This is a genomic window from Streptomyces sp. NBC_01716 (assembly GCF_036248275.1).
Classification (GTDB): Bacteria; Actinomycetota; Actinomycetes; order Streptomycetales; family Streptomycetaceae; genus Streptomyces.
The window spans coordinates 2,319,942-2,346,706 of sequence record NZ_CP109181.1 but is presented as its reverse complement, the minus strand read 5'-3'; the positions used below and the strand labels follow the sequence as shown (position 1 = coordinate 2,346,706).

21 protein-coding genes are annotated in these 26,765 nt (G+C 70.2%); 12 read left to right on the top strand and 9 right to left on the bottom strand.

Going from position 1 to position 26,765, the window contains the following annotated elements; all coding sequences use genetic code 11:
- Positions 1 to 57: 57 nt before the first annotated feature.
- The 4 genes from OIE74_RS09935 to OIE74_RS09920 all read right to left on the bottom strand — a co-directional run bounded on the left by OIE74_RS09935 (position 58) and on the right by OIE74_RS09920 (position 4,106).
- Positions 58 to 1,215, bottom strand: coding sequence for a hypothetical protein (locus OIE74_RS09935; RefSeq protein ID WP_329380912.1), 1,158 nt, complete (start codon positions 1,213 to 1,215; stop codon positions 58 to 60).
- Positions 1,197 to 1,925: an ABC transporter ATP-binding protein gene (locus OIE74_RS09930; protein WP_329380910.1), complete on the bottom strand. Its 729-nt coding sequence runs from the start codon at positions 1,923 to 1,925 to the stop codon at positions 1,197 to 1,199. The genes OIE74_RS09935 and OIE74_RS09930 overlap by 19 nt, the downstream gene beginning before the upstream one ends.
- 304 nt (positions 1,926 to 2,229) lie before the next feature.
- Positions 2,230 to 3,609 carry an aspartate aminotransferase family protein gene (locus tag OIE74_RS09925; RefSeq protein ID WP_329380908.1) on the bottom strand — a complete coding sequence of 460 codons (1,380 nt, stop codon included), beginning with the start codon at positions 3,607 to 3,609 and terminating at the stop codon, positions 2,230 to 2,232.
- On the bottom strand, positions 3,594 to 4,106 hold the full coding sequence (locus OIE74_RS09920) for an Lrp/AsnC family transcriptional regulator (protein ID WP_329380906.1): 513 nt from the start codon (positions 4,104 to 4,106) through the stop codon (positions 3,594 to 3,596). Before OIE74_RS09920 ends, OIE74_RS09925 begins: the two co-directional genes overlap by 16 nt.
- Before the next feature lie 175 nt (positions 4,107 to 4,281).
- Between OIE74_RS09920 and OIE74_RS09915 the strand changes: the two genes are divergently transcribed.
- Positions 4,282 to 5,730, top strand: a complete 1,449-nt coding sequence (locus OIE74_RS09915) for a gamma-aminobutyraldehyde dehydrogenase (protein ID WP_329380903.1) — start codon at positions 4,282 to 4,284, stop codon at positions 5,728 to 5,730.
- Between the two features lie 284 nt (positions 5,731 to 6,014).
- Here the strand turns inward: OIE74_RS09915 and OIE74_RS09910 are convergent, their stop codons facing one another.
- Both OIE74_RS09910 and OIE74_RS09905 read right to left on the bottom strand, forming a co-directional pair.
- Positions 6,015 to 6,779 carry a glycerophosphodiester phosphodiesterase gene (locus tag OIE74_RS09910; protein ID WP_443076072.1) on the bottom strand — a complete coding sequence of 255 codons (765 nt, stop codon included), beginning with the start codon at positions 6,777 to 6,779 and terminating at the stop codon, positions 6,015 to 6,017.
- Positions 6,776 to 7,801 carry an adenosine deaminase gene (locus OIE74_RS09905; RefSeq protein WP_329392231.1) on the bottom strand — a complete coding sequence of 342 codons (1,026 nt, stop codon included), beginning with the start codon at positions 7,799 to 7,801 and terminating at the stop codon, positions 6,776 to 6,778. Before OIE74_RS09905 ends, OIE74_RS09910 begins: the two co-directional genes overlap by 4 nt.
- Positions 7,802 to 7,962: 161 nt before the next feature.
- Here OIE74_RS09905 and OIE74_RS09900 point away from each other — a divergent pair, with 161 nt between their 5' ends.
- Entirely contained in the window at positions 7,963 to 8,667 is a 705-nt protein-coding gene (locus tag OIE74_RS09900) for a DUF4190 domain-containing protein (protein WP_329380900.1), read from the top strand.
- 66 nt (positions 8,668 to 8,733) lie between these two features.
- Here the strand turns inward: OIE74_RS09900 and OIE74_RS09895 are convergent, their stop codons facing one another.
- The gene (locus OIE74_RS09895) at positions 8,734 to 9,294 is read right to left on the bottom strand and encodes an NADAR family protein (protein ID WP_329392230.1); all 561 of its coding nucleotides are present in this window, start codon (positions 9,292 to 9,294) and stop codon (positions 8,734 to 8,736) included.
- 241 nt (positions 9,295 to 9,535) lie between these two features.
- Here OIE74_RS09895 and OIE74_RS09890 point away from each other — a divergent pair, with 241 nt between their 5' ends.
- The 8 genes from OIE74_RS09890 to OIE74_RS09855 all read left to right on the top strand — a co-directional run bounded on the left by OIE74_RS09890 (position 9,536) and on the right by OIE74_RS09855 (position 19,651).
- Positions 9,536 to 11,056 carry a gamma-aminobutyraldehyde dehydrogenase gene (locus tag OIE74_RS09890; protein ID WP_329380898.1) on the top strand — a complete coding sequence of 507 codons (1,521 nt, stop codon included), beginning with the start codon at positions 9,536 to 9,538 and terminating at the stop codon, positions 11,054 to 11,056.
- A 38-nt stretch (positions 11,057 to 11,094) separates the two neighbouring features.
- On the top strand, positions 11,095 to 12,342 hold the full coding sequence (locus OIE74_RS09885; protein WP_329380896.1) for an ABC transporter substrate-binding protein: 1,248 nt from the start codon (positions 11,095 to 11,097) through the stop codon (positions 12,340 to 12,342).
- A 130-nt stretch (positions 12,343 to 12,472) separates the two neighbouring features.
- Positions 12,473 to 13,639 carry an ABC transporter ATP-binding protein gene (locus OIE74_RS09880; RefSeq protein ID WP_329380894.1) on the top strand — a complete coding sequence of 389 codons (1,167 nt, stop codon included), beginning with the start codon at positions 12,473 to 12,475 and terminating at the stop codon, positions 13,637 to 13,639.
- On the top strand, positions 13,636 to 14,571 hold the full coding sequence (locus OIE74_RS09875) for an ABC transporter permease (RefSeq protein ID WP_329380892.1): 936 nt from the start codon (positions 13,636 to 13,638) through the stop codon (positions 14,569 to 14,571). The genes OIE74_RS09880 and OIE74_RS09875 overlap by 4 nt, the downstream gene beginning before the upstream one ends.
- A complete protein-coding gene (locus OIE74_RS09870; protein WP_329380890.1) occupies positions 14,571 to 15,365 on the top strand; it encodes an ABC transporter permease in 795 nt (264 codons plus the stop codon). Before OIE74_RS09875 ends, OIE74_RS09870 begins: the two co-directional genes overlap by 1 nt.
- Before the next feature lie 25 nt (positions 15,366 to 15,390).
- A complete protein-coding gene (locus OIE74_RS09865; RefSeq protein WP_329380888.1) occupies positions 15,391 to 16,806 on the top strand; it encodes an NAD(P)/FAD-dependent oxidoreductase in 1,416 nt (471 codons plus the stop codon).
- Between the two features lie 260 nt (positions 16,807 to 17,066).
- Positions 17,067 to 17,612 carry a hypothetical protein gene (locus OIE74_RS09860; protein ID WP_329380886.1) on the top strand — a complete coding sequence of 182 codons (546 nt, stop codon included), beginning with the start codon at positions 17,067 to 17,069 and terminating at the stop codon, positions 17,610 to 17,612.
- Between the two features lie 209 nt (positions 17,613 to 17,821).
- On the top strand, positions 17,822 to 19,651 hold the full coding sequence (locus OIE74_RS09855) for a chitinase (RefSeq protein WP_329380884.1): 1,830 nt from the start codon (positions 17,822 to 17,824) through the stop codon (positions 19,649 to 19,651).
- Between the two features lie 37 nt (positions 19,652 to 19,688).
- On the opposite strand, the gene OIE74_RS09850 is transcribed toward OIE74_RS09855, so the two are convergent.
- Together OIE74_RS09850 and gabT are read right to left on the bottom strand one after the other, a co-directional pair.
- Positions 19,689 to 20,195: a phosphatase PAP2 family protein gene (locus tag OIE74_RS09850; protein ID WP_329380883.1), complete on the bottom strand. Its 507-nt coding sequence runs from the start codon at positions 20,193 to 20,195 to the stop codon at positions 19,689 to 19,691.
- Between the two features lie 537 nt (positions 20,196 to 20,732).
- Complete coding sequence (gabT, locus tag OIE74_RS09845) at positions 20,733 to 22,067, bottom strand: 4-aminobutyrate--2-oxoglutarate transaminase (protein ID WP_329380881.1); 1,335 nt, start codon at positions 22,065 to 22,067, stop codon at positions 20,733 to 20,735.
- A 283-nt stretch (positions 22,068 to 22,350) separates the two neighbouring features.
- On the opposite strand from gabT, the gene OIE74_RS09840 reads away from it, so the two are divergent.
- Positions 22,351 to 24,768, top strand: a complete 2,418-nt coding sequence (locus OIE74_RS09840; protein WP_443076071.1) for an ATP/GTP-binding protein — start codon at positions 22,351 to 22,353, stop codon at positions 24,766 to 24,768.
- A gap of 203 nt (positions 24,769 to 24,971) precedes the next feature.
- Positions 24,972 to 26,546 carry a PucR family transcriptional regulator gene (locus tag OIE74_RS09835; RefSeq protein ID WP_329380877.1) on the top strand — a complete coding sequence of 525 codons (1,575 nt, stop codon included), beginning with the start codon at positions 24,972 to 24,974 and terminating at the stop codon, positions 26,544 to 26,546.
- Positions 26,547 to 26,765: the final 219 nt, after the last annotated feature.

Below are 26,765 nucleotides of genomic sequence, written 5' to 3'. Positions count from 1 at the left end.
GGGACACGATAGGGCGCCCCTCGTAAGGGCGGGGCGCGGTAGGGGAAGGCAGCCGGTTCAGCCGGTGAGCGGTACGGCGGCGAGCGCGGCGATCAACCACGTCAGCGGGCCGAAAACGGCGAGCAGCGCGCCCGCCCGCAGCGCGGCGGCGGCACGCAGCAGCACCGTGGGGGCGCCCACCCGTACCAACGCCGCCGTCGTCTCTGTACGGGCGTTCCTGGCCTCCAGGACCGCCGTCAGCAGTGTCGCGACCGTGCAGCCCACGATGAGCGTGGCGCCGAGGCCGGTGAGCGGTCCGAACGGACGTGGGTCGCCGGGGCCGTACAGGGCCGCGGCGGCGAATCCCCCTGAGACCACCGCGCAGACGACGCCCAGCGGGCGGCCGATCCGCACCGCCTCGTCCATCAGCACACGCCCCGCGAGCAGCCGGGTCGCGCCGGGGCGCAGCATCTGCAGGAGGCGGCCGCAGAGGTGCGCGAGACCGGGGCCCGCCAGAGCCAGGCCGAGCGCCGTCAGGGACCAGCCGGCCAGGACGCCGGCGGGGCTGCCCTCGAAACGCCCCGGCAGCGGCAGCGGCGCCCCCGAGCCGCCCCGGCTCGCGTAGGTCTCGACGGCGAGCCCGGCAGCGGTGAGTGCCACGCCCCAAGGGAGCCCTAACGGGGCGGGCTTGGGCTTCGCCGGCCGCTCGGGATCGGCGCCGTCGACCGGCCGCGACCTGCGTGGGCGCAGGGCGAATCCGGTCGCCAGGGAGGCGAGGACCGGCACGACGGCGAGCAGCGTGAGGGCGGCGGCGAGCGGCAACGGCTGCCCCGCGCCGAGCAGATCGGATGCCGCGCCGTCGAAGGGAAGCCCCGTGAGGTCACCGCGCAGGTGGAGGAAGAACAACAGCGCCACCACGCTGCCGAGCGTGCAGGACAGGGTCGTCGACGCGGCGGCCAGGGCGGCGAAGTGCGCCGGGCCGAGGCCCACGGCCGAAAGCCCCGGACGCGGCCGGGTGCTCGGGTCCGTGCGGGCGACGGCGACGGCGAACTGCACCGTGGCGGCGAGCGGGAGCACGCACCACAACAGGCGCAGCATCGATCCGGCGGGGTGGTTCATGGCCCAGCCCAGCGTGCAAAGCAGGAGGAAGCCGACCCCTGCCGACGCCGCGGCGACGAGCAGCCGGCGCAGCAGGACGAGGGGGTGGCTGCCGCGGGCTAGACGGAGAGCGAGCACGCTGCCTGGCCTTCCGCCTCGGCCGGCCGCAGCGCGTCCACGCGGCGGCCGTCGACCAGGACGACGGTGCGGTCGGCGAGCGTCGCGACCTCCTCGTCAAGGGTGGCGAGCACGACGGTGATGCGGTGGGAGCGCGCCGCGGTCGTCAGCGTGCGCAGGACATGGGCGCGGTCGGCGGCGTGCAGCGGCGCCGTCGGCTCGTCGGCGAAGAGTACGGAAGGCGTGCTCACCAGGGCGCGGGCGATGGCCACGCGCTGGCGCTGCGACTGGAGCAGGGCGTGCGGGCGCTTGCGGGCGCACATACCGATGTCGACCCGCTCCAGCCACTCCATGGCCGCTGCCTTCGCCGCACGGCGGGAGGATCCGCGCAGCAGCATCGGGAGCGCGGCGTTCTCCCATGCGGTGAGTTCCGGGACCAGGACGGGATCGGAGTCGATCCAGCCGAAACGGTCGCGCCGGAGCCGTTCCCGCAGCACCGGGGGCATCGTGTGGACGGCGGTGCTGTTGAAATAGACCTCGCCCTCCTTGGGAACGAGCTGGCCCGAGAGGCACCGCAGCAGGGTCGTCTTGCCGCTGCCGCGCGCGCCGCCGACGGCGAGGATCTCGCCCTCGCGCACACCGAGCGAGACGCCGCTGAGCGCGGGCGAGCCGTTGTGCGAATGGTGCAGGGAACGCGCCCAGAGCACGTCGTTGTCCGGCGGGGCAACCATGGCGTACACCTCGGTTCGGATCAGGCTCGGATCAGAGCTGACGTACCGCGCCCCGTCCGGGGGGAACGAAGGCGAAGCCGATCGGTCACTGCACCGTAAAGATCCATAACGAGATGGACGGACAGCACACGGCCCAGGTGCTCCCCATTGCACTCGAACGGGGGCACCTGGGCCGTCGTGCGGCTGAAGCGCGGCGCGGGGCAGCGCGGTGGAGCTACGGGGCTGGTACGGGGCGGGGCCGCGGGGCGACGAGAACCGCCCCGTGGCCCGCCCTTCGCCGCCCCGTACGTCGCGGTCGCGGTGATCAGAGCTTCGTCCATGCCTCCGTCAGGACGGTGCGCAGGATCTGCTCGATCTCGTCGAACGTCGACTGGTCGGAGATCAGCGGCGGCGCCAGCTGTACGACCGGGTCACCGCGGTCGTCGGCGCGGCAGTACAGCCCGTTGTCGTACAGAGCCTTGGAGAGGAAGCCGTACAGGACGCGCTCCGTCTCCTGGTCCGTGAACGACTCCTTGGTGACCTTGTCCTTGACCAGTTCGATGCCGTAGAAGAAGCCGTTGCCCCGTACATCGCCGACTATCGGCAGGTCGTGGAGCTTGCGCAGCGTCGAGAAGAAGGCGTCTTCGTTGTCCAGCACATGCTGGTTGAGGCCCTCGCGCTCGAAGATGTCGAGGTTGGCGAGACCGACGGCCGCGGAGACCGGGTGGCCGCCGAAGGTGTAGCCGTGCAGGAAGGTGTTGTCACCTTCGTAGAAGGGCGCGGCGAGACGGTCGGAGATGATGCAGGCGCCGATCGGTGAATAGCCCGACGTCATGCCCTTGGCGCAGGTGATCATGTCCGGCACGTAGCCGAACTTGTCGCAGCCGAACATCGTCCCCAGCCGGCCGAAGGCGCAGATGACCTCGTCCGAGACGAGCAGTACGTCGTACTGGTCGCAGATCTCGCGAACCCGCTGGAAGTAGCCCGGAGGGGGCGGGAAACAGCCGCCCGCGTTCTGCACCGGCTCCAGGAAGACGGCGGCGACCGTGTCCGCGCCTTCGAAGAGGATCTGCTGCTCGATCTGGTCGGCGGCCCAGCGACCGAAGGCCTCCGGGTCGTCGCCGTGGATCGGGGCGCGGTAGATGTTGGTGTTCGGCACCTTGTGGGCGCCCGGCACCAGCGGCTCGAACGGGGCCTTGAGGGCGGGCAGTCCGGTGATGGACAGCGCCCCCTGCGGCGTGCCGTGGTAGGCCACGGCGCGCGAGATGACCTTGTGCTTGGTGGGCTTGCCCGTCAGCTTGAAGTACTGCTTGGCGAGCTTCCAGGCCGTCTCGACAGCCTCGCCGCCACCGGTGGTGAAGAAGACCTTGTTGAGGTCCCCGGGCGCGTAGTGGGCCAGCCGCTCGGCCAGCTCGACCGCCTTCGGGTGGGCGTAGGACCACACCGGGAAGAAGGCGAGTTCCTGGGCCTGCTTGTAGGCGGTCTCCGCCAACTCGTGGCGCCCGTGGCCCGCGTTGACCACGAACAGGCCGGAGAGACCGTCCAGGTAGCGCTTGCCGTTGACGTCGTAGATGTAGGTGCCCTCACCACGCACGATGGTGGGCACGGGTGCGTTCTCGTACGACGACATGCGGGTGAAATGCATCCACAGGTGGTCGTAAGCGGTTCTGGAGAGGTCCTTGCTCACGGCTATCGGGTTCCCCACATGTAGGTCTGCTTCTTCAACTTGAGGTAGACGAAGCTCTCGGTGGAACGCACGCCGGGGAGCGCGCGGATCCGTTTGTTGATGACGTCAAGCAGATGGTCGTCGTCCTCGCAGACGATCTCCACCATCAGGTCGAAGGAGCCCGCGGTCATCACCACGTACTCGCACTCGTCCATGTCTGTCAGCGCGTCGGCCACTGGGTCGAGGTCGCCCTCGACGTTGATGCCGACCATCGCCTGGCGCCGGAAGCCGACGGTCAGCGGGTCGGTCACGGCCACGATCTGCATGACCCCCTGGTCGAGCAGCTTCTGGACGCGCTGCCGTACGGCTGCCTCGGAGAGGCCGACGGCCTTGCCGATCGCGGCGTAGGGGCGCCGTCCGTCCTCCTGAAGCTGTTCGATGATCGCGAGGGACACGGCGTCGATCGCCGGCGGCGATCCGTTTCCGTGCCCGTTCCTGGGGTCTGCGCTGCGACTGGCCACCGGCTCACTGTGCACCGCGACTCGCCCGTCCCGCAACCCCGAAGCGATGAAATCCGTTGTGTGAGGGTTCGAATAAGACTGAATCCGAAGTTGGGAGGGGTCGGGCCTGTCGAAAGCGTCGGCAGAACGCTTAGGGTGGGTATCTCACCCATCGGACATCCGGGCATGACATCTGTAAGGAGGGGTGGCAGTGACCACCGAGCTGCGCCGTCTGCGTAACTACATCAACGGGGAGTTCCGGGACGCCGCCGACGGGCGGACCATCGAGGTGGTCAACCCGGTCACGGGCGAGGCCTACGCGACGTCCCCGCTTTCCGGCCAGGCCGACGTCGACGCCGCCATGGCGGCCGCCGCCGCGGCGTTCCCCGCCTGGCGCGACACCACCCCGGCCGAGCGCCAGAAGGTGATGCTCAAGATCGCGGACGCGTTCGAGGAGCGCGCCGAGGACCTGATCGCCGCGGAGTCGGAGAACACCGGCAAGCCCCTCGAACTGACCCGCACCGAAGAGATCCCGCCGATGGTGGACCAGATCCGCTTCTTCGCGGGGGCGGCGCGGATGCTCGAAGGACGGTCGGCCGGCGAGTACATGGACGGGTTCACCTCCATCGTGCGCCGTGAGCCGGTGGGCGTCTGCGCACAGGTCGCGCCGTGGAACTACCCGATGATGATGGCCGTGTGGAAGTTCGCCCCGGCGCTCGCGGCGGGCAACACCGTCGTACTGAAGCCGTCGGACACCACCCCCGCCTCCACGCTGCTGATCGCGGAGATCATCGGCGCGATCGCGCCCAAGGGCGTCTTCAACGTCATCTGCGGCGACCGCGACAGCGGGCGCGCCATGGTCGAGCACACGACTCCGGCGATGGTCTCGATCACCGGCTCCGTACGGGCCGGGATGCAGGTCGCCGAGTCGGCCTCCAGGGACGTCAAGCGGGTACATCTGGAGCTGGGCGGCAAGGCGCCCGTCGTGGTCTTCGAGGACCTCGACAGCGAGGCGATCGCCAAGGCCGTCGAGGACATCTCGGTGGCCGGCTTCTTCAACGCCGGGCAGGACTGTACGGCGGCGTGCCGTGTCCTGGTGCACGAGGCGATCCACGACGAGTTCGTGGCCGCGCTCGCGAAGGCAGCCGCGGAGACGAAGACGGGGGCGCCGGACGACGAGGACGTGCTGTACGGGCCGCTGAACAACGCGAACCAGCTGAAGCACGTCTCGGGCTTCATCGAGCGCCTGCCGGCGCACGCCAAGGTCGAGGCGGGCGGGCACCGGGTCGGCGACAAGGGGTACTTCTACGCGCCGACGGTCGTCTCGGGTCTCAAGCAGGACGACGAGATCATCCAGAACGAGGTGTTCGGGCCGGTCATCACGGTCCAGTCGTTCACGGACGAGGCGCAGGCGCTGGAGTACGCGAACGGGGTGGAGTTCGCCCTCGCCTCCTCGGTGTGGACGAAGGACCACGGGCGCGCGATGCGGATGTCCAGGAGCCTGGACTTCGGGTGCGTGTGGATCAACACGCACATCCCGCTGGTCGCGGAGATGCCGCACGGCGGCTTCAAGAAGTCGGGCTACGGCAAGGACCTGTCGGCGTACGGCTTCGACGACTACACCCGTATCAAGCACGTGATGACGTCGCTCGACGCGTGAGGGGCGCGTGAGTCGCCGAGCTGGGCGGCGTGCCGTCGCCGGCGTGCGACTCTGCGGGGCAACTCGCAGGGACGTCATCTGAGTTGAAGTCGCCTCGGGGCGGGGTACGGACATGCTCGTCGTCCGTACCCCGCGCCGGCTGTACGAGGGCCGGCCCGGCGGCTACGGGCGGGCGCCACGGCCACCGCTGCCGGGCACCGGGCGTCGGAAACCGCTCAACTCGGGCCCCGTTCTCGATGGTTGGGCGGGTCGGGGCCGGCCCGGCCCGCCCGGCCCCGCCTTCCTTACGCCTTCGGCCTGCTCAGCCGGTCGCTACGGAGCAGGTTCGCCAATGTGTCGATGCGATTCGTGGTGATGGAGTCGACTCCCGCCCCGACCAGGCGTCGCATGCTCCGCCCTGTGTCTGCCGTCCAGGCCGAGACCAGAAACCCGTCCCGGTGGACCCGCTCCGTCAGTTCCCGGCTCACCAGACCGAAGCGGTAGTTGAGCCAGCGGGGCCGCACCGCTTCCAGCAGTACGGGGCGCGGCGGTGCCAACGACTGCCACGTCATCGCGATTTCGGCTCCCGGGTCCGCGGCCCGTACGGCGAGCATCGCCTCGGCGCCCGCGCAGTAGTACGCCCGATCTCCGGCACCGCATTCGCGCACCGTCTCGACCACCGCGTCCACCGTCTCCTTCCTGGAGTCCGGCAGATCGACCATCAGGCGCGCCTCCGACACCGGCCCCGGCGCTCGCAGCACCTCCTGGAGCGTCGGCACGCCGCCCCGTGTCAGGTCGTTCAGGTCGGCGTGAGTGATGTCGGCGACCGCCCGGTCATGTCCCCAGAGCCGTTTCAACGAGGAGTCGTGCAGCAGCACGGGCACCCCGTCGCGCGTGACACGTACGTCGATCTCCACGGCGTCGGCGCCCCGTTCCAGGGCGGAGCGGACCGACGGCAGGGTGTTCTCGCGAACGCGGTACGGGTCGCCCCGGTGCCCCACGGCCACGACGGGACGCGACGGCACCGCACCGCCGTCCCCGCCCCGTACAGCGCCCCGTGCGGCCGTCACTTGGCGAGCCACTGCGCGGTGTACGTGTCGATCTCGGCGTTCAGCCGGTCCTTGCCCGCCCGGTCGAGGAACGACGCCTCGACGGCGTTCCTCGCGAGCCCCGCCACTCCCCGCTCGTCCAGCTCAAGCAGCCGCGCCGCGACCGCGTACTCGTTGTTGAGGTCCGTGCCGAACATGGGCGGGTCGTCGCTGTTGACCGTCACCGGAACGCCCGCGGACACCAGCGTCCTGATCGGGTGCAGTTCGATGTCGGTGACCGCCCGCGTCGCGATGTTGGAGGTGGGGCAGACCTCCAGAGGGATGTGGTTCTCGGCGAGGTACGCCATCAACTCCACGTCCTGGGCGGAGCTGATGCCGTGACCGATCCGTTCGGCTCTCAGTTCCTTGATGGCGTCCCACACGGTGCCGGGCCCCGTCGTCTCCCCGGCGTGCGGCACGGAGTGCAGCCCTTCGGCGATCGCCCGGTCGAAGTGGGGCTTGAACTGGGGCCGCGGTACGCCGATCTCCGGACCGCCGAGACCGAAGGACACCAGCCCCTCGGGGCGGAGGTCGACGGCGAGCCTCAAGGTCTCGTCCGCGGCCTCCATGCCGGCCTCGCCCGGAATGTCGAAGCACCACCGCAGTACGACTCCGAACTCGGCCTCGGCCGACTTGCGGGCGTCCTCGATCGCCTCCATGAAGGCATTCTCGGGGATGCCACGCCGGGTCGAGCTGAACGGGGTGATCGTCAGCTCGGCGTAGCGGATGTTCTGCCGGGCCATGTCACGGGCGATCTCGAACGTCAGCAGCCGGACGTCCTCCGGCGTGCGCAGCAGGTCGACGACCGAGAGGTAGACGTCGATGAAGTGCGCGAAGTCGGTGAAGACGAAGTAGTCGGCCAGCGCCTCCGGGCTGGTCGGCACCTTGGAATTCGGGTGCCTGGCGGCCAGTTCCGAGACGATACGGGGCGAGGCCGAGCCGACGTGATGGACATGCAGCTCGGCTTTGGGCAGCCCTGCGATGAAGGGAAGAAGGTCGGTCATCGGGTCCTCCGCGTGCTGAGCGGCGGCGGAAAGGGTGTCGCCGTCCGCCGGGCAGGACATCCCCCTGCCCAGGGCTGTACTGGACACGGATCATCGTAGGCGGGGCGGGTGGCGCGCCTGGCAGAGGCCTTAGCATGACGGAATCACGATGGGGGAGGACCATGTCAGACAGCAGCGGGCAGCCGCCGGGGGGCAACGCGCCGAGCGACCCCTGGGCGCCGCCGGAGCACAAGGTGCCGTTGGGCAAGCCGGAACAGGCGCCCGGCCACCTTCAGGACGAGCCTCCGGTGCGGCCTGTCTACGACCAGCCGACCGTCACCGCGATGCCCGGCGCGGGGGCCGAGCCTGGCGCTCCCGCCGCTCCCGTCGGGGCGGCCTTCGGAGCCGTACCGCCGCCGCCGATAGCACCCGGGGGGCCGGCGCCGACCGCTTCCGGTCCGTACGGCTACCCGAGCACTCCCAGCGGCCCTCCGTACCCCGGCTACCAGGCGTACCCCGGCTATCCGGGATACGGCCAGGGCTCCTGGTCCGCGCCCGCGAACGGCATGGGCATCGCCGCGATGACGCTGGGCATTCTGTCGATCTGTCTCTTCTGCCTCTACGGCGTCGTCGGGATCATCCTGGGCATCCTCGCTGTGATCTTCGGGGTAGTCGGCAAGAAGCGCGCCGAGCGGGGTGAGGCCACCAACAGGGGGCAGGCCCTCTCCGGGATCATCATGGGCACCATCGGGATCGTCATCGGCGTGGTCGTCATCGGTCTCATCATCTGGGGCATCACCGACGCGATCAACGAAGACAACAACGACGACTTCGACAGTGGTACCGGCGGTTACTCCGCGATGGTTCTCGTAGACGCCGGCCGCTGATCCGACCGCGCCGGTCCCGCCGGGAGACTCCCTGCCCGCATGTCCCTCCGGCGGTCTTCGCGACGGTCAGGCCCCAGCAGCCTCCATCCGGAGCCGTTCGCGCGCCTCCATCAGAGCGAAGCCCAGCAGATTGAGCCCGCGCCAGCGAGCCGGATCCTGCGCGCGCTCGTCGTTGGCGGCCAGTCCGATGCCCCAGATCCGGTCCCTCGGACTGGCCTCGACGAGCACCCGGTCACCGGTGGCCAGCAGGAAGCCGCGCAACCGGTCGTCCTGCCGGAACTTGTGCACGTTCCCCTCCACGACGATGCCGGACCGCTCGCGCTCCCACACGGCCTCGTCGAACCCGCGCACCAGCCGCCCCGCCTTCTTCGCCGCCGCCGGACCGGACGCGGCCAGTGCAGTCCGCTCCGCCTCCGCGTCGTCGAAGAGCCTGGCCTTGGCGGCCATCATCCAGTGCTCCGCCGTCGCGTACTCGACCCCGTCGACCGTGAACGGCGACTGCCACCACTGGCTCAGGCAAGTCGCTCCGATCACGCCGTCCGGCCGCGGGACGTGCCCCCAGAAGTACAGATACCTGACCTTCACGCCGCGACCGGAACGGTCGATCAGCTCCGTAACCGTGATCATCCCCATGCACGTGAGTGTGGCAGCCACCACTGACAGTCCGTCTGCCGATCAAGGCGGTGGAGCGACACATGGTCAACCGATTCCGTCGCGTAACCAAAAGGCAACAACGGAATCACTTGTTGGTAGCCCTGTGCTCTGCCAGTATCGGCACTCAATTCAAGCCAGAACAACACTCGCGGCTTCGGATCAACTGAGGCGACAGCGGCGACGGCCGGAAGACAGCCTCAATACGGAGGGCGCCATGGGCAACCGCTTCCCCGCGCGGGACCGCTTCGCGGACGGTGCGCAGTTCATCGACGGTCGGCTGCGTCCCGGCACCTCGGGCCGTACGCACGCCGTGGTCGACCCCGCGACGGGCCGGGATCTGTTCACGTACGAACTGGCGGGGCCCGCCGACGTCGACGCGGCGGTCGCCGCCGCGCTCGCCGCGTACCCGGGCTGGGCCGGCGCGACCCCCGGGGAGCGCTCCGACGCACTGCACCGTTTCGCCGCCGTACTCGCCGAGCGGGCCACGGAATTCGCGGAGGCCGAGTCGCTCCAGTGCGGAAAGCCGATCAAGCTGTCCACGGAATTCGACGTACCGGGGACCGTCGACAACGCCGCCTTCTTCGCGGGCGCCGCTCGTCATCTGGAGGGCGCGTCCGCGGGTGAGTACAGCGGCGACCACACCTCCTACGTACGCCGCGAACCGATCGGAGTGGTCGGCTCCATCGCCCCCTGGAACTACCCGCTCCAGATGGCCGCCTGGAAGATCCTCCCGGCTGTCGCGGCGGGCAACACGATCGTGCTGAAGCCGTCCGAACTGACGCCGTTCACCTCGCTGATGTTCGCCCAGGCGGCGCAGGAGGCCGGCATCCCCGACGGTGTGATCAACATCGTCAACGGGGCGGGCGCCGACGCGGGCGAGCGCCTGGTGGGCCACCCCGACGTCGTCATGACGTCTTTCACCGGATCCACCGCCGTCGGCAAGCGCGTCGCCGAGATCGCCACGGCCACCGTCAAACGCCTGCATCTGGAACTCGGCGGCAAGGCCCCGTTCCTGGTCTTCGACGACGCCGACCTGGAGGCCGCCGTCCAGGGCGCCGTCGCGGGCTCGCTCATCAACACGGGGCAGGACTGTACGGCCGCCACCCGCGCGTACGTTCAGCGTCCGCTCTACGACGCGTTCGTGAGCGCCGTCGCGGCGCTGATGGAGACGGTGCGCCTCGGCGACCCGTTCGCCCCGTCGACCGACATGGGGCCGCTGATCTCGCACGCGCACCGCGACCGCGTCGCCGGCATCGTCGACCGGGCCCGCGGCTACGCCCGCGTCGTCACCGGCGGCTCCGCCCCGGACGGTGCCGATCTCGCCGACGGCGCGTACTACCGTCCCACCCTCGTCGTGGACGCCGCCCAGGACAGCGAGATCGTCCAGTCGGAGATCTTCGGCCCCGTCCTGGTCGTCCTGCCCTTCGACTCCGACGACGAGGGCATCCGGCTCGCCAACGACACCCCGTACGGCCTCGCCGCATCCGTCTGGAGCCGCGACGTGTACCGCACGGGGCGCGCCACCCGCGAGATCAAGGCCGGCTGTGTCTGGGTGAACGACCACATCCCGATCATCAGTGAGATGCCGCACGGCGGCTACAAGGCCAGTGGTTACGGAAAAGACATGTCGGCGTACTCGTTCGATGAGTACACGCAGGTCAAACATGTGATGTACGACAACACCGCGGTCGCCAGGAAGGACTGGCACCGCACAATCTTCGGGGACCGTCTCTAACTCTTCGCACCCTCTCCTCATCCGAAAGGGCACCGCCCATGGAGCAGTACGAGCCCGACCGTCTCTCCGCGGCACAGATAGCCGCGACGCGTCGCAGCCTGAGCAACGGACGGGGCGCACTCAGCCGTCGTTCGCTGCTGCGTGCCACCGGCGCCGGGGCGCTCACGATCGGCGGCGTGGCAGGCCTCGGCGCCTGCGGGATTCCGCCCGCGAAGAGCGAGGGCGGCGGCCCCGCCTCCACCGACCACTCGGCGAAGGAGAAGCGCGTCGTCTTCTCCAACTGGACCGAATACATGGACGTCGGCGAGGACGAGAAGAGCTTCCCCACCCTGGAGGCGTTCACCAAACGCACCGGGATCCAGGTGAAGTACACGGCGGACATCAACGACAACGTCGAGTTCTTCGGCAAGATCCAGCCGCAGCTCGCGGCCGGCCAGGACACGGGGCGCGATCTCATCTGCGTCACCGACTGGCTCGCCGCCCGCATCATCCGGCTCGGCTGGGCGCAGAAGCTCGATCCCGCCAACTTGCCCCACGCGTTCGCGAATCTGTCCCAGCAGTTCCGCTCGCCCGACTGGGATCCGGGGCGCGCCTACACCTATCCGTGGACCGGTATCCCCTCCGTCATCGCCTACAACAAGAAGGCGACGGGGGGCCGCAAGATCGAGTCCGTCTCGCAGTTGCTCGACGATCCGGACCTGAAGGGGCGGGTGTCCTTCCTCTCCGAGATGCGCGACTCCATCGGGCTGACGCTGCTCGACATGGGCAAGGACCCGGCGTCGTTCTCCGACGACGACTTCGACGGCGCCGTCGCCCGTATACAGAAGGCCGTCGACAAGAAGCAGATCCGCCGCTTCACCGGCAACGACTACACGGCGGACCTCAGCAAGGGCGACATCGCGGCGTGCGTCGCCTGGGCCGGCGACATCGTGCAGCTCCAGGCGGACAACCCGGACATCCAGTTCGCCATCCCCGAGTCCGGCTACATGATCTCCAGCGACAACCTGCTGGTCCCGGCGAAGGCCCGGCACAAGACCAACGCCGAGAAGCTCATCGACCACTACTACGAGCTTCCGATCGCCGCGCAGCTCGCCGCGTACATCAACTACGTCTGCCCCGTCGAAGGCGTCCGTACGGAGCTCGCGAAGATCGACGAGTCGATGGCGTCCAACCCGCTGATCCTCCCCGACGCGGCGATGGCCTCGCAGTCCCACGCCTTCCGCTCGCTGAGCGGTGAGGAAGAGACGGCGTACGAGGAGAAGTTCGCCAAGCTCATCGGCGCCTAGGCCGCTCGCCGCCGGGCTACGGGGCCCACGAGGCCCCTCAGGCCGCCGGCTCGCACCGCCACAGGCCGCGGGGGTCCAGAGGCCCTCTCCGCTCCGTTCCGCCCCTCCCAAGCCCCCGGGATCGTTACCCATGACTGAGACCGCATCCACCGACCGGGGCGGCGACGACGTCCGCCTCACCGGGATAAGCAAGTCGTACGGCTCCTTCCACGCCGTCAAACCCCTTGACCTCACTGTCCCCCAGGGCTCCTTCTTCGCCCTCCTCGGCGCCTCGGGCTGCGGCAAGACCACCACGCTGCGGATGATCGCCGGCCTGGAGGACCCGACCACCGGATCGGTCTTCCTCGGCGACAAGGACGTCACCGGTCTGCCGCCGCACAAGCGCCCCGTCAACACCGTCTTCCAGAGTTACGCGCTCTTCCCGCACCTCGACATCTACGAGAACGTCGCCTTCGGCCTGCGCCGTCGCGGCATCAAGTCTGTGCAGAAACAAGTCGGGGACATGCTCGACCTCGTGCAGCTCGGCGACTTCGCGAAGCGGAAGCCGCACCAGCTCTCCGGCGGCCAGCAGCAGCGTGTCGCCGTGGCCCGTGCACTCATCAACCATCCGAAGGTGCTGCTGCTCGACGAGCCCCTCGGCGCGCTCGACCTCAAGCTGCGCCGCCAGATGCAGCTGGAGCTCAAGCGCATCCAGACGGAGGTCGGCATCACGTTCGTGCATGTCACGCACGACCAGGAGGAGGCCATGACGATGGCCGACACGGTCGCGGTGATGAACGCGGGGCGGGTCGAGCAACTGGGCGCGCCGGCGGAGCTGTACGAGAACCCGCAGACCACCTTCGTCGCCAACTTCCTCGGCACCTCCAACCTCATTGAGGCCGACGTCGCGGAGAAGACCGGCGACGAGGTGGTGGTGACCTCGGCCGGCGTGAAGCTGAGGCTGCCCGCCGACCGCTGTACGACGCAGGTCCTGGACGGCGGCAGGCTGCTCGTCGGCGTACGCCCCGAGAAGATCTCCCTCGCGCACGCGGACGACGAGGGCTCCATCCCCGCGGGCCGTAACCGGATCACCGGCCGCATCGTCGACTCCAGCTTCATCGGAGTCTCGACGCAGTACGTCATCGACAGCCCCGTCTGTGGGGAGTTGGAGGTGTACGCGCAGAACATCGAGCGCGACGGCAGGCTCGTTCCGGGGGCCGAGGTGGTCCTGCACTGGAACCCCGCGCACAGCTTCGGGCTCGACGCCGCCCAGGACATCGACGCGGGCGTCAAGACGGTGGACGAGGAGGGGGCGTGACCGCCACGGCAGCGCCACCCGCGCCACCCACACCACCGGTCACCGACGCGGCGGTGCGTAAGACTCCGCGCCGTAAACGCCTCGTCCCGTACTGGCTGCTGCTGCCCGGGATCCTGTGGCTGCTGGTCTTCTTCGCGCTGCCGATGGTCTACCAGGCGTCGACCTCCGTACAGACGGGCTCGCTCGAAGAGGGCTTCAAGGTCACCTGGCACTTCCAGACCTACTGGGACGCGCTCCAGGAGTACTACCCGCACTTCGTGCGCTCGCTGCTGTACGCGGGCACCGCCACCGTGCTGTGCCTGCTGCTCGGCTACCCGCTGGCGTACCTCATCGCCTTCAAGGCCGGCCGCTGGCGCAACCTCCTGCTGGTCCTGGTCATCGCCCCGTTCTTCACGAGCTTCCTGATCCGCACGCTCGCCTGGAAGACGATCCTCGCGGACGACGGCGCCGTGGTCGGGGCGTTGGACACCCTGCGGGTGCTCGACGTGACCAGCTGGCTCGGCTGGACGGCCGACGACCGCGTCCTGGCCACGCCCATGGCCGTCGTCTGCGGCCTCACGTACAACTTCCTGCCGTTCATGATCCTGCCGCTCTACACCTCGCTGGAGCGCATCGACGGGCGGCTGCACGAGGCGGCCGGAGACCTCTACGCGAAGCCGGCGACGACCTTCCGTAAAGTCACCGTCCCGCTGTCCATGCCGGGCATCGTCTCCGGCACGCTGCTGACCTTCATCCCGGCGAGCGGCGACTACGTCAACGCGGAACTGCTCGGCTCCACCGACACCAAGATGGTGGGCAGCGTGATCCAGAGCCAGTTCCTGCGCGTGCTCGACTATCCGACGGCGGCGGCGCTCTCGTTCATCCTCATGGCGGTCGTGCTGGTCGTGGTCACCGTCTACATCCGCCGTTCAGGGACGGAGGACCTGGTCTGATGCGCTGGATCCGACGCAATGTGGTCGTCGTCGCGGGGCTGCTCACGCTCGCGTACATGATCCTGCCGAACCTCGTCGTGATGGTGTTCTCCTTCAACAAGCCGAAGGGGCGCTTCAACTACGAGTGGCAGACGTTCTCGCTCGATGCCTGGAAGGACCCGTGCGGCGTCGCGGACCTCTGCGGGTCGCTGACGCTCTCGTTCCAGATCGCCGTCTGGGCGACGATCGGGGCTACCGTCCTCGGCACCATGATCGCCTTCGCGCTGGTGCGCTACCGCTTCCGGGCGCGCGGTGCGATCAACTCGCTGATCTTCCTGCCGATGGCCATGCCCGAAGTCGTGATGGCGGCCTCGCTGCTGACCCTGTTCCTGAACATGGGGGCGGAGTTGGGGTTCTGGACCGTCCTCATCGCGCACATCATGTTCTGCCTCAGCTTTGTGGTGACGGCCGTCAAGGCGCGGGTCATGTCGATGGATCCGAAGCTGGAGGAGGCGGCCCGCGACCTGTACGCGGGGCCGGTGCAGACCTTCGTACGGGTCACCCTGCCGATCGCCGCACCGGGGATCGCGGCGGGGGCGCTGCTCGCCTTCGCCCTCTCGTTCGACGACTTCATCATCACCAACTTCAATGCCGGTTCGTCCGTCACCTTCCCCATGTTCGTGTGGGGATCGGCGCAGCGCGGCACGCCGGTGCAGATCAACGTCATCGGGACGGCGATGTTCGTCGTTGCGGTACTGATGGTGATCGGCGGCCAGCTGGTCAGCGACCGGCGAAAGAAGGCCGCGACACCCTGAGCAGGACCCGAAGGAGTTGGAAGACATGGCCCCTGGAGCCATGCGTACAGCAGCCGCCTCACTCGCCGACGCGCAGCCCGTCGCCTACTGGCTCGACGACCCCGGCAGGCCGGGCGCCGTGCCGGCCCTGGCGGGCGACGAACGGTGCGACCTGCTGGTCGTCGGCGGCGGCTACAGCGGCCTGTGGACGGCGCTCCTCGCCAAGGAGCGCGACCCGCGCCGCGACGTCGTCCTGATCGAGGGCCGTGAGGTGGGCTGGGCCGCCTCCGGCCGTAACGGCGGCTTCTGCTCGGCCTCCCTCACCCACGGCCTCGCCAACGGACTCAGCCGCTGGCCCGGCGAGCTGCGGGTGCTGGAGGATCTCGGCGAGGGCAATCTTGACGGGATCGAGTCGGCTGTCGAGCGCTACGCCATCGACTGCGACTTCGAGCGCACCGGCGACATCACCGTGGCCACGGAGCCCCACCAGCTCGAAGATCTCCGCCAGTTGTACGAGGAGGCGACCGCGGCCGGCTTCACGGGTCTGGACCTCCTGGACGGCGCGGAGGTGCGCGCGGAGGTCGACTCGCCGACGTTCCTCGGCGGCCTGTGGGACCGGCGGGGCGTCGCCATGCTCAACCCGGCGGGGCTCGCCTGGGGGCTGAAGCGGGTCTGCCAGGACCTCGGCGTACGGATCTACGAGAACACGCCCGGTCTCGAACTCGCCCGCTCCGGCCCCGGCATGGCCGTCCGCACGCCGTACGGCCGCGTGCTGGCCCGCCACGTCGCCCTCGGCACGAACGTCTTCCCGTCCCTCGTACGGCGCGTGCGGCTCTACACGGTGCCCGTCTACGACTACGCCCTGACGACCGAGCCTCTCACCGAGGACCAGCTCGGTGCCATCGGGTGGAAGAGACGACAGGGACTCAGCGACGGCGCCAACCAGTTCCACTACTTCCGGATCACCGCCGACAACCGCATCCTGTGGGGCGGCTACGACGCTGTCTATCCGTACGGAGGGCGCCTCGACGCCGCCCTCGACAACCGCCCCGAGACCTATCTCAAGCTCGCCTCGCACTTCTTCGCGTGCTTCCCTCAGTTGGAGGGCGTGCGGTTCAGCCACGCGTGGGGCGGTGCCATCGACACCTGCTCGCGGTTCTCCCCCTTCTTCGGCACGGCGCACGGCGGGCGGGTCGCGTACGCCGCCGGCTACACCGGGCTCGGTGTCGGCGCGACCCGCTTCGGCGCCGACGTGATGCTCGATCTGCTCGCGGGGGAGCGAACGGAGCGTACGGCGCTGGAGATGGTCAGGACGAAGCCCGTGCCCTTCCCGCCGGAGCCGGCCGCCTGGGCCGGGATCGGGCTCACGAAGTGGTCCCTGGCCCGCGCGGACGTCAGGGGCGGGCGGCGGAATCTGTGGCTGAAGGCCATGGACCGGGTCGGGCTGGGTTTCGACAGCTGACCTCCGTACGGATGGGGCCTCGGCCCGGGCAGTCCGTCGGTCCGGACATGGCCCCGTCGCGGCCTGGTCCTGGGCCGCTTGCGGACCCGTTCCCGCTCTTGGTCGCGTCGCGGCCTTTTCGCCGGTGGTGATGTGATGCCGGTGGTGATGTGATCCACATCACCACTGACTGCCGACCTGAACTCGCGTAATGATCCGGCGCGACCTCCCTCTCCCCTCTGTGGACGCACTGTCCAACAACGTGGAGCGGAGGCCGCATGATGACTGACTCGAGGGCCCACTCGGGGTCGAGTACGGCGCTGGAGTGGCTGGCGTCGGTGGCGCCCGATCCCGACGCGTGCCGACGGGAATGGGAGCGGAACCCGAACGGGGTCGCCCTCCTTCCCGCCGGGAAGCGCTGGGACGTACTGATCCTCCCCGGTGAGCTGGGGTATCCGACGCTCGGGGTGCTGACCCGGCTCGTCGACCGGCCGGGCCCCGTTCTGGCCGACTTCGGCGACGCGCGCCTCGGGTTCTTCGTACCGCCGGGCACCGTCGCCCGCTGGATCGGTACGGGGGTGCGGGGCGCGGGCGGCGGCACCTGGATCGTCGTGCCGTATCCGGGACGCACCGGCGGCGGGGTTCGCTGGGTGGTCCCGCCCGACGGCTCCGGCACGCTCATCGACCCGACGTTGCTGGAACTGGCGATGCACGAGGCGGCGGCCGAGATCGCCGGGAGCGACGGCGGCGGGGGAGGCGGAGGTGCACGAGGCGAGGGTGGATGTGGCCGGAGTGGCGAAGGCGGGAGCGATGACCGGGCGAGCTGAATGCTGATCGGCGAGCGCCGAGGGCGTGCGAGGCGCGGGCTTCGTACGTCGCGCGTGGCCCCGTCGGGGCGCACTGGCGGTCGATGACAGCGCGCCGCGGCGGTTGGGCAGTCGGAGCCGTACAGCGCCAGAGGTCTTGACAACTTGATTGGTCTGGACCATGTTGTGCCCGGCTCGGTCACTCAATTCCGCCATGCCCGGAGGCAGTTGTGGAACGCAACAGACGACCTTCTCGGTACCCCAGACTTGTGGCCGCTTTCGCGGCGGCCGCACTGACCGCCGGCGGTCTCGTCATCTCCGCCGAGACGGCGCGCGCGGCCGACGCGGACGTCGCCACCAACGGCGGCTTCGAATCCGGCCTCACCGGCTGGAGTTGTACGGGCGGCAGCGGCGTGGCCGTCAGCAGCCCCGTGCACGGCGGCACCGCCGCGCTGAAGGCCACCCCGGCGGGCAGCGACAACGCGAAATGCAGCCAGACGGTCACGGTCCGACCCGACTCGGCGTACACGCTGAGCGCCTGGGTCCAGGGAAGCTACGTCTACCTCGGAGCCTCCGGAACCGGCACCACCGACGTCTCAACTTGGACGCCGTCCGCGCCGAGTTGGCAGAAACTCACCACCTCCTTCCGCACCGGCCCCGCCACCACGTCCGTGACTCTCTACACCAACGGCTGGTACGGAACCCCCGCCTATCACGTCGACGACCTCAGCCTCGTCGGGCCGGGTGGCGAGACCGGGCAGCCCCCGGCCACTGCCCCCGCGGGCCTCAGATCCTCGGCCGTCACCGCGTCCTCGGTCGGCCTGGCGTGGTCGCCCGTGGCGGGCGCGACGGGCTACACGGTGCACCGCGACGGCGCCCCGAACCTGAACGTCAGCGGCACGTCGACCACCGTCACGGGGCTCAGCCCCGCGACCGCCTACCGCTTCCAGGTCTCGGCCACCAACGCCGCGGGCCGCTCCCCGCTCTCCTCCGTCGTCACCGCGACAACCCGGCCCGCGGACGGCGGCGGCAACGAGGCGGAACTCCCCGCACAAGCCCTGGTCGGCTACCTCCACTCCAGCTTCGCCAACGGCTCCGGCTACACGCGCATGGCCGACGTGCCCGCCTCGTGGGACGTCATCAACCTCGCCTTTGGCGAGCCGACATCGGTCACCTCGGGCGACATCCGCTTCAGCCTGTGCCCCGTCGCCGAATGCCCGAACGTCGAATCCCCCGCCGAGTTCAAGGCCGCCATCAAGGCGAAGCAGGCCGCGGGCAAGAAGGTCCTGATCTCCATCGGCGGCCAGAACGGTCAGGTCCAACTTGCCTCGACCGCCGCGCGCGACGCCTTCGTGAGCTCCGTATCCAAGATCATCGATGAGTACGGCCTCGACGGCCTCGACATCGACTTCGAGGGCCACTCGCTCTCGCTCAACAACGGCGACACCGACTTCCGCAACCCGACGAGTCCCGTCATCGTCAACCTGATCTCCGCCGTGAAGAGCCTCAAGGCCAAGTACGGGGCGGACTTCGTGCTCACGATGGCCCCGGAGACGTTCTTCGTGCAGCTCGGCTACCAGTTCTACGGATCCGGCCCCTTCGGCGGCCAGGACCCGCGCGCCGGGGCGTACCTCCCCGTCATCCACGCCCTGCGCGACGACCTCACCCTGCTGCACGTCCAGGACTACAACTCGGGGCCGATCATGGGGCTCGACAACCAGTACCACACCATGGGCGGCGCCGATTTCCATATCGCGATGACCGACATGCTGCTCACCGGCTTCCCGGTGGCGGGCGACACCACCAAGGTCTTCCCGGCGCTCGACCCGGGCCAGGTGGCGATCGGACTCCCGGCGTCGCAGCAGGCGGGCAACGGCCACACCGCCCCGTCCGAGGTGAACAAGGCCCTGGACTGTCTGACGAAGAAGACCAACTGCGGGTCGTACCAAACGCACGGCACGTGGCCCGCCCTGCGCGGGCTGATGACCTGGTCGATCAACTGGGACCGTTTCAACCAGTGGGAGTTCTCGAGGAACTTCGACGGGTACTTCGGAAGCTGAGCCGGGCCGGGGCTGGGTCGGCCAGACCCGTCTCGCGCTACGGGGCGTCCGTCTCCGAGCCGGCGGCCCTGCGGTTGTCGATCCACCGCAGGGCCGTCACCAACAGGGCCAGCACCATGCCGCAGAGCAGCCAGCTGCCGAGCACGTCGAGCGGCCAGTGATAGCCCCGCAGTACCAGTCCGATGCCCGTCGCCGCACTGAGCGCCACGGCGACAGGCATCGTCCATCCGCGCCCCGTACGGGGCCGCAGCAGCAGCGCGGCGCCGCAGTAGGCGACCATCGCCGTCGCCGTGTGGCCCGAGGGGTAGTAGCCGGACTCCGCCGTGAGCGGCCCAGTCCGGTCGATCCACAGCTTGAGCGGCACCACGAGCACCGGAACGGCGGCCATGGCCAGTACAACCGCCATCGCCCGCGCACGGTGCCCCCGCCATGCCGCGTACCCCGCCGCGACGGCCAGGACGGGCAGGGCGACCGCCGTGCCGCCGAGATCGGCCAGGAACTCCGTCAGTCCGGCGGGGCCGCGTCCGAAGGCGTCGTGCCCCACGCGTTCGTCGGCGTCACGGAGCGGGCCACCGGCGACGACCTGCCAGGTGACGAGAGCGAAGAGAACGCCGCAGAGGACGAATGCCCCGAGGGGAGTGAAGGGGCCGAGGGGGCGCGCTGAGCCGAAGCGCCGGGAAGGAAATGCCGGCCGCCCCGGAACAGGGGGGGTAGTTCCGAGACGGCCGCCGGGATCGGGTCGCCGCGCGCCCCGGGGGGTTTGGGGCGGGCGGCCGTCCGATCGGTGAGGAATTCCGGAGCTGGATGCTCCAGTGCGTCCGAAGACGCGACCAGGGCGGAGCCGGGGAAGCGCCGCCGTGGGGTCGCCCGCAGTCTCCTGCGGGCGGGGTGTTTCTTTCATCTGCGGAAACCGTACGGCAGGGCCGTGAGGTGCGACAGCGGGAAGCTGAACCCGCCATCGGCCCCGCACACCTTCTTCACAGGCCCGCCCCGGGGCCCGGCACCGTACGGAGCGGTGGAGCCCTCCGTACGGAGACGGAGACGGAGGCTGACCGGCGCCCCGCAGGCGCGCACCCGCCAGTCAGAGTCCGGCGAGCGCCTGCTCCAGGATGTCCAGGCCCTCCGTAAGGAGGTCCTCACCGATCACCAGCGGCGGCAGGAACCGGAGCACGTTGCTGTACGTGCCGGTGGTGAGGACCAACAGCCCTTCCACGTGGCACGCCTTGGCGAGCGCGGCGGTCGCCTCCGGGTTCGGTTCCTTGGTGTCCCGGTCCTTGACCAGTTCGAGCGCGAGCATCGCGCCACGGCCCCGTACGTCGCCGATGACGTCGAACTTCTCGGCCATCTCTTTGAGACGAGGCTTCATGATCTCCTCGATACGCCTGGCCTTCGATACGAGGTCCAGCTCGCGCATCGTCTCGATGGCACCGAGCGCGGCGGCGCAGGCCACCGGGTTACCGCCGTACGTACCGCCGAGGCCGCCCGAGTGCGGCGCGTCCATGATCTCCGCGCGCCCCGTGACGGCGGCGAGCGGCAGACCGCCCGCGATGCCCTTCGCCGTGGTGATCAGGTCGGGCACGACGCCCTCGTCCTCGCAGGCGAACCACTGGCCCGTCCGGCAGAAACCGGACTGGATCTCGTCGGCCACGAAGACGATGTCGTTGTCCTTGGCGAACTTCGCGAGGGCGGGCAGGAAGCCCTTCGCCGGCTCGATGAAGCCGCCCTCGCCGAGCAGCGGCTCGATGACGATCGCCGCGACGTTCTCCGCGCCGATCTGCTTGTTGATCTGGTCGATGGCCTGTGCGGAGGCCTCGGCGCCGGCGTTCTCCGGGCCGGTCGGCCAGCGGTAGCCGTACGCCACGGGGACGCGGTAGATCTCGGGTGCGAACGGGCCGAAGCCGTGCTTGTACGGCATGTTCTTCGAGGTCAGCGCCATCGTGAGGTTCGTACGGCCGTGATAGCCGTGATCGAAGACCACGACCGCCTGGCGCTTGGTGTACGAGCGGGCGATCTTCACCGCGTTCTCGACGGCCTCGGCGCCCGAGTTGAACAGCGCGGACTTCTTGGCGTGGTCGCCCGGGGTCAGCTCGGCGAGCTGCTCACAGACCTCCACGTAGCCCTCGTACGGCGTGACCATGAAGCAGGTGTGGGTGAAGTCGGCGAGCTGCGCCGTGGCGCGGCGTACGACGGCCTCCGCGGAGGAACCGACGGACGTCACCGCGATGCCGGACCCGAAGTCGATGAAGCTGTTGCCGTCGATGTCCTCGACGACGCCGCCGCTCGCGCGGGCCGCGAAGACGGGCATCACGGATCCCACGCCGGCGGCGACCGCGGCGGTACGGCGGTTCTGCAGCTCCAGCGACTTGGGACCGGGGACGGCGGTGACGATGCGCCGCTCCTGCGGGATTGCGGTCATGAGGGGCTCCTGGGGGTGGTTCCGGACGCTACGTGTCTCGCGTACTCGCATCTGCCTTCACTTCGCAGGCTAGGGGCCGAGTCGGGCGGCGGGCATGCGCCGTTCGGGAGCATCCGGGGCGTGTCGTTGTCCGCCACGGACATAGGACCCGGCGCGCCGTTTCACGCGCCCCGGGGGGCCCGCGATCAACACTCCGTATGGCCGCAACGGTGAACTCCCCGTGCACGGGCACTAGATTGAGGCCTGTACTGAGCGGACCTGGCTGGTCAGGGGACAGGGGTTCATGAACAACGACGGCACGCACGACTCACGCGGCACACGAGCCAATCCCGTGCCCCGTCCGGCGGGGCCACCGCCCCAGCCTTCTACGCCGCCGTCGGCGCCGCCACCCTCCGCCCCGGAATTGCCGGCCGTCCCGCCTGCGGCCTCTGCCCCGAAGGGGCACGCCGCGCCGCTCGCGTCTCCGGCCCTGCCTCCCTCGCCGGCACACGCCCCGGCGCCGGGCATCGGTGCGTCCGTGGCCGACTGGCTGCGGATCCCCCGGCCCGAGGCCGAACCGGGCGTCTGGCGCCTCGGCCACCGTCCGCGCCCCCCGGAGGAGCCCGAGCAGGTACCGGCCCGTCAGCTGTTCAGCGGTGCGCTCGTCGCCTACCTCTGCGGCTGGCTCGTCTGGTCACTGCTCTGGAACGGCTACCTGGGCGGCTGGTGGATCTTCGGCGACAACTGGTGGCTCCTGCCGATCCAGTGGCTGACCCCCGAAGGCTGGCGATCGCCGAACAGCCCCCACGTGGAGCTGTACGTCGCGGCGAGCTACTTCTACTACGCGCTCGTCATCAGCCTGCTCGCCATCGGCTTCGGCCGCATCGGCAACTGGAACGAGGTCTGGCGGCGCTACGGAGTGCCCCTGTGGCCGCTCTTCGTACTACTGCCGGGCTTCTGGCGCGAGATGCCGCGCACCGTCACCTGGCTCACCTGGGTGTCGAACGTCTACTACGTGCTCCTCGGCCTCGCCGTGCTGGCCGTCGTCGGGCGCGCCGGCACCTGGCCCTCCGTACGAAGGCGACTCGGGATGGTCACCCCGGACGAGCTGCCCCTGCCACCGCCCCCCGCCGAGGCCGATCCCGCGGACTGGCCCGAACTCCGCGCCGCAGGACTTACCGAAGCCGCCGCCCAGCTCGCCGACGCCGTACACCGCGGCACCCTCAGCGACGTCGACTACGCCCGGATCCGCCGCGCCTGGCAGGGCGTCCGCACCCGCCCCGAACGGCTGCCCGCCTTCAACGACACCGTCCGCGCCCACGGGGCGGGCGCCTGTGGGCATCCTTCGGGTGTACGTGACCTGCCGCTGCGTACCGCCCACCACGACCTCGTCACGGGGCAGGTCAGGATCGGCACCGCGGCGGACCACCCCCGTAACCCGTACGCGCGGCGCACCACCGGCGTCGCCCTGGAGCCGGGGCTGCTCGGCACGTCGCTGCTCGCCGTCGGTCCCGCTGGTTCCGGCAAGACGGTCCGACTGGTCCGCCCCGTGGTCGAGTCGCTCTGCCTCCAGGCGCTGTCCAACCGCGCGGCCGTCGTCGCCGTCACCGCCGACGGGGCGGCGCTCGCCCCCGACGACTCCTTCGACCTCGTCATCGCTGTCGGCCGCCCCGACGCCACGCACGACCTCGACCTCTACGGAAGCGCCGACGACCCGGACGAGGCCGCCAGGACGCTCTCGGAGGCCCTCGTGGGCGATCTGGCGGCCGGTCTCCCCGGCGGGGACAGGCGCAGGGCCGCCACCGCCCTTGCCCAGCTCATCGGCCCGTACCGCAGCGTCCACGGGCGCTTCCCCGCCGTACCGGAGCTACGCGAGCTGATCGGCGGTTCCCCCACGGCGCTCGAGTCCCTGCGCAGCGCGCTGGAGACGTCCGGCGACGTCGGCGCGGCCGCCCAACTGCGCGAGCTCGACGCACGCGAGCGGCAGTCGACGCGCGGCGACGACATCGGTGTCCTCCTGGCCGAACGCCTCGCCTTCCTCGACCGGCCCGCCTTCGCCGACTTCTTCCGTACGGACGGCAGCAGCCGGGCCTTCTCACTCCGTGCCATCGAGCATCCGCTGAGGGTCAGGATCGACCTGCCCGAACGAGGCCACGCCGAGGCGTCACGGATCATCGCCCGACTGCTCCTCGCCCAGTTCACCGACGCCGCGCTCGTCCGCACGGACCGGTCGCTCTTCGCTTGCCTGGTCCTGGACGACGCGACGTACACGGTGACGGGCGACTCCGTCCGCGCTATCCAGCGCCTGCGCTCGGCGAACGCCGGTGTGGTCCTCGCGCTGCGCACGCTGGAAGACGTCCCGGACCCGCTGCGCGGACCGCTCCTCGGCGCCGTGGGGTGCCGCATGGCTTTCTCCGGGCTCGGGCCCTGGGACGGCGGGCGCTTCGCGGAGAGCTGGGGCACGGAGTGGGTCCAGACCCGCGACGTCACCAACCGGCAGATCATCTCGGACGAGCCGCTCACGAAGGCGGTGCACTTCATGCGGCGGCTGGTGACCGGCAAGGCTGCCACCGCCGAGGCGGTCACGGTGCGGGAGGTCGAGCGTGAGCGCTGGTCAGCCTCCGAACTGGCCCACTCCGTCCCGGCGGGCCACGCCGTGCTCTCGCTGACCACGGTCGGTGGGGAGCACGTACCGCCGATGCTGGTGGACCTCCGTACCTGAGCGCCCACCAAGCGATCAGCGCGCGAATCTATGTACGGAGGCGGGGTCGGCGGCGTCGGGCCGCGGGCGTCCTGCCGCCTGTCGTCGGCATCACCCGAGCCCGTACCTTCTTCTCGTACACCCTGGCAGAATTGAGGTACGCCGTTTCTACGGGACGGCGAAAATGCCAGCGCGTCCCCTTCGTGAAGGTCTTACGGTTCGCCATGCCGCCCACGCTCGCTTCCCTCGTCCAGCACTCGGCGCTCAAGCTCACCGTGCGCGCGGGGGAGGACCGGCTCGATACGCCGGTGCGCTGGGCCCATGTCAGTGAACTCGAAGACCCGGTGCCGTACATGGACGGCGGCGAGCTGCTACTCGTCACCGCCGTCACCCTGCATGCCGAGGACCCCGAGGCCATGGGGCGCTATGTACGGCGCCTCGTGGGCGCCGGCGTCGTCGGGCTCGGCTTCGCGGTCGGCGTCAATTACGAGGACATTCCGGACGCTCTGGTCGACGCCGCCCGCGCGGAGGGGCTGCCGCTGCTCGCCGTACCGCGCCCTACCCCATTCCTCGCCATCAGCAAGGCCGTCTCGGCGGCCATCGCGGCGGATCAGTACCGGGCGGTCACGGCGGGTTTCGAGGCTCAGCGAGAGCTGACCCGTGCGGCGCTGTCCGAAGGCCCCGCCGCCCTGCTCACCCGTCTTGCCGCGCACATCGACGGCTGGGCCGCGCTCTACGACGCGACGGGCGCGGTGATAGCCGCCGCGCCCGACTGGGCCGCACGCCGCGCTGCCCGCCTCACACCGGAGGTGGAACGGCTGCGGAAGCGTCCCGCGCCCGCCAGCGCTGTGGTCGGCGATCCGGACGACCGGGTCGAGCTCCAGTCGCTGGGCACCGGCCGACGTGTACGGGGCGCGCTCGCCGTCGGCACGGGGGCGGCGTTGGGGACGGCGGAGCGGTACGCGGTGCACTCGGCGGTCGCCCTGCTGACGCTCACCACGGAGCGGTCGCGCGCGCTTCAGGAGGCCGAGCAGCGGCTGGGCTCCGCCGTGTTGCGGATGCTGCTCTCCGGACAGCCCGACCACGCTCGGGCGGTGGCGGGAGATCTGTACGGGGGGCTTCTGGACGCCCCGTTCCGCCTGCTCGTCGCCGAGCCGGCCGAGGCCGCGTCCGATGCACGTGACCCCGCCGCCGGCGGTCCGCTCCAGTCGCTGACCGACTCACTGGAGGCGTCGGCGGCGCACGGTGGGGAAGCAGTACTCGCCGTGCCCGACGGCGGGGAACGGCTCGTCGTGCTCGCTGCGGACTCCGGCGCGGTCGTTGCCGCCTGCGAGACGTACAAGGCCCAGGAGACGGACGAGGCCGGGCTCGTCATCGGCCTCTCCGCGCCGACGGGGCCGATCGCGGCGGCGGGCGCGTACAAACAGGCCGAACAGTCGCTGTCCGTCGCCCGCCGACGGGGCCGCGCTCTGGTGGAGCACGAGGAACTGGCGGCCGGCTCGTTGCTGCCGCTTCTCGCGGACGACGCGGTGCGTGCGTTCGCCGACGGCATGCTCCGCGCGCTGTACGAACACGACGCCAAGGGGCGCGGTGACCTGGTGGACTCCCTCAGGGCCTGGCTCTCGCGCCACGGTCAGTGGGACGCCGCGGCGGCGGATCTGGGCGTCCACCGGCATACGCTGCGCTATCGCATGCGCCGTGTGGAGGAGATCCTGGGCCGCACGCTGGACGACCCGGACGTGCGGATGGAGCTGTGGCTGGCTCTCAAGACCACATCGGCGGCGCCGCCGGGCACCTAGGGCATGTCCGGGCCGAGTTCTCGGCCGCTGTCGGCCCCAACTGCCGCGACGTGTTCGGGCAGTTACCGCGTAAGCCCGCCTCGGGCCGACCGGTGGGCGATCCACGTCGGCCCACGGATCACCCACCGGCGACAGCGTGCCGACAGTCGGGTACGCCAAAGCGTCACAGCGCGCACCCCCCATCACTCCACCCCGGACAAATCACGTCCGTGGCCCGCG

Bases quoted from the DNA above. Each gene is read 5' to 3' on its own strand.
- OIE74_RS09930 (WP_329380910.1), bottom strand. From the start codon at position 1,925: ATGGTTGCCCCGCCGGACAACGACGTGCTCTGGGCGCGTTCCCTGCAC.
- OIE74_RS09905 (WP_329392231.1), bottom strand. From the start codon at position 7,801: ATGACCGACCTTCTTCCCTTCATCGCAGGGCTGCCCAAAGCCGAGCTG.
- OIE74_RS09900 (WP_329380900.1), top strand. From the start codon at position 7,963: ATGTCAGACAGCAGCGGGCAGCCGCCGGGGGGCAACGCGCCGAGCGAC.
- OIE74_RS09895 (WP_329392230.1), bottom strand. From the start codon at position 9,294: ATGATCACGGTTACGGAGCTGATCGACCGTTCCGGTCGCGGCGTGAAG.
- OIE74_RS09890 (WP_329380898.1), top strand. From the start codon at position 9,536: ATGGGCAACCGCTTCCCCGCGCGGGACCGCTTCGCGGACGGTGCGCAG.
- OIE74_RS09885 (WP_329380896.1), top strand. From the start codon at position 11,095: ATGGAGCAGTACGAGCCCGACCGTCTCTCCGCGGCACAGATAGCCGCG.
- OIE74_RS09880 (WP_329380894.1), top strand. From the start codon at position 12,473: ATGACTGAGACCGCATCCACCGACCGGGGCGGCGACGACGTCCGCCTC.
- OIE74_RS09870 (WP_329380890.1), top strand. From the start codon at position 14,571: ATGCGCTGGATCCGACGCAATGTGGTCGTCGTCGCGGGGCTGCTCACG.
- OIE74_RS09865 (WP_329380888.1), top strand. From the start codon at position 15,391: ATGGCCCCTGGAGCCATGCGTACAGCAGCCGCCTCACTCGCCGACGCG.
- OIE74_RS09860 (WP_329380886.1), top strand. From the start codon at position 17,067: ATGACTGACTCGAGGGCCCACTCGGGGTCGAGTACGGCGCTGGAGTGG.
- gabT (WP_329380881.1), bottom strand. From the start codon at position 22,067: ATGACCGCAATCCCGCAGGAGCGGCGCATCGTCACCGCCGTCCCCGGT.
- OIE74_RS09840 (WP_443076071.1), top strand. From the start codon at position 22,351: ATGAACAACGACGGCACGCACGACTCACGCGGCACACGAGCCAATCCC.
- OIE74_RS09835 (WP_329380877.1), top strand. From the start codon at position 24,972: ATGCCGCCCACGCTCGCTTCCCTCGTCCAGCACTCGGCGCTCAAGCTC.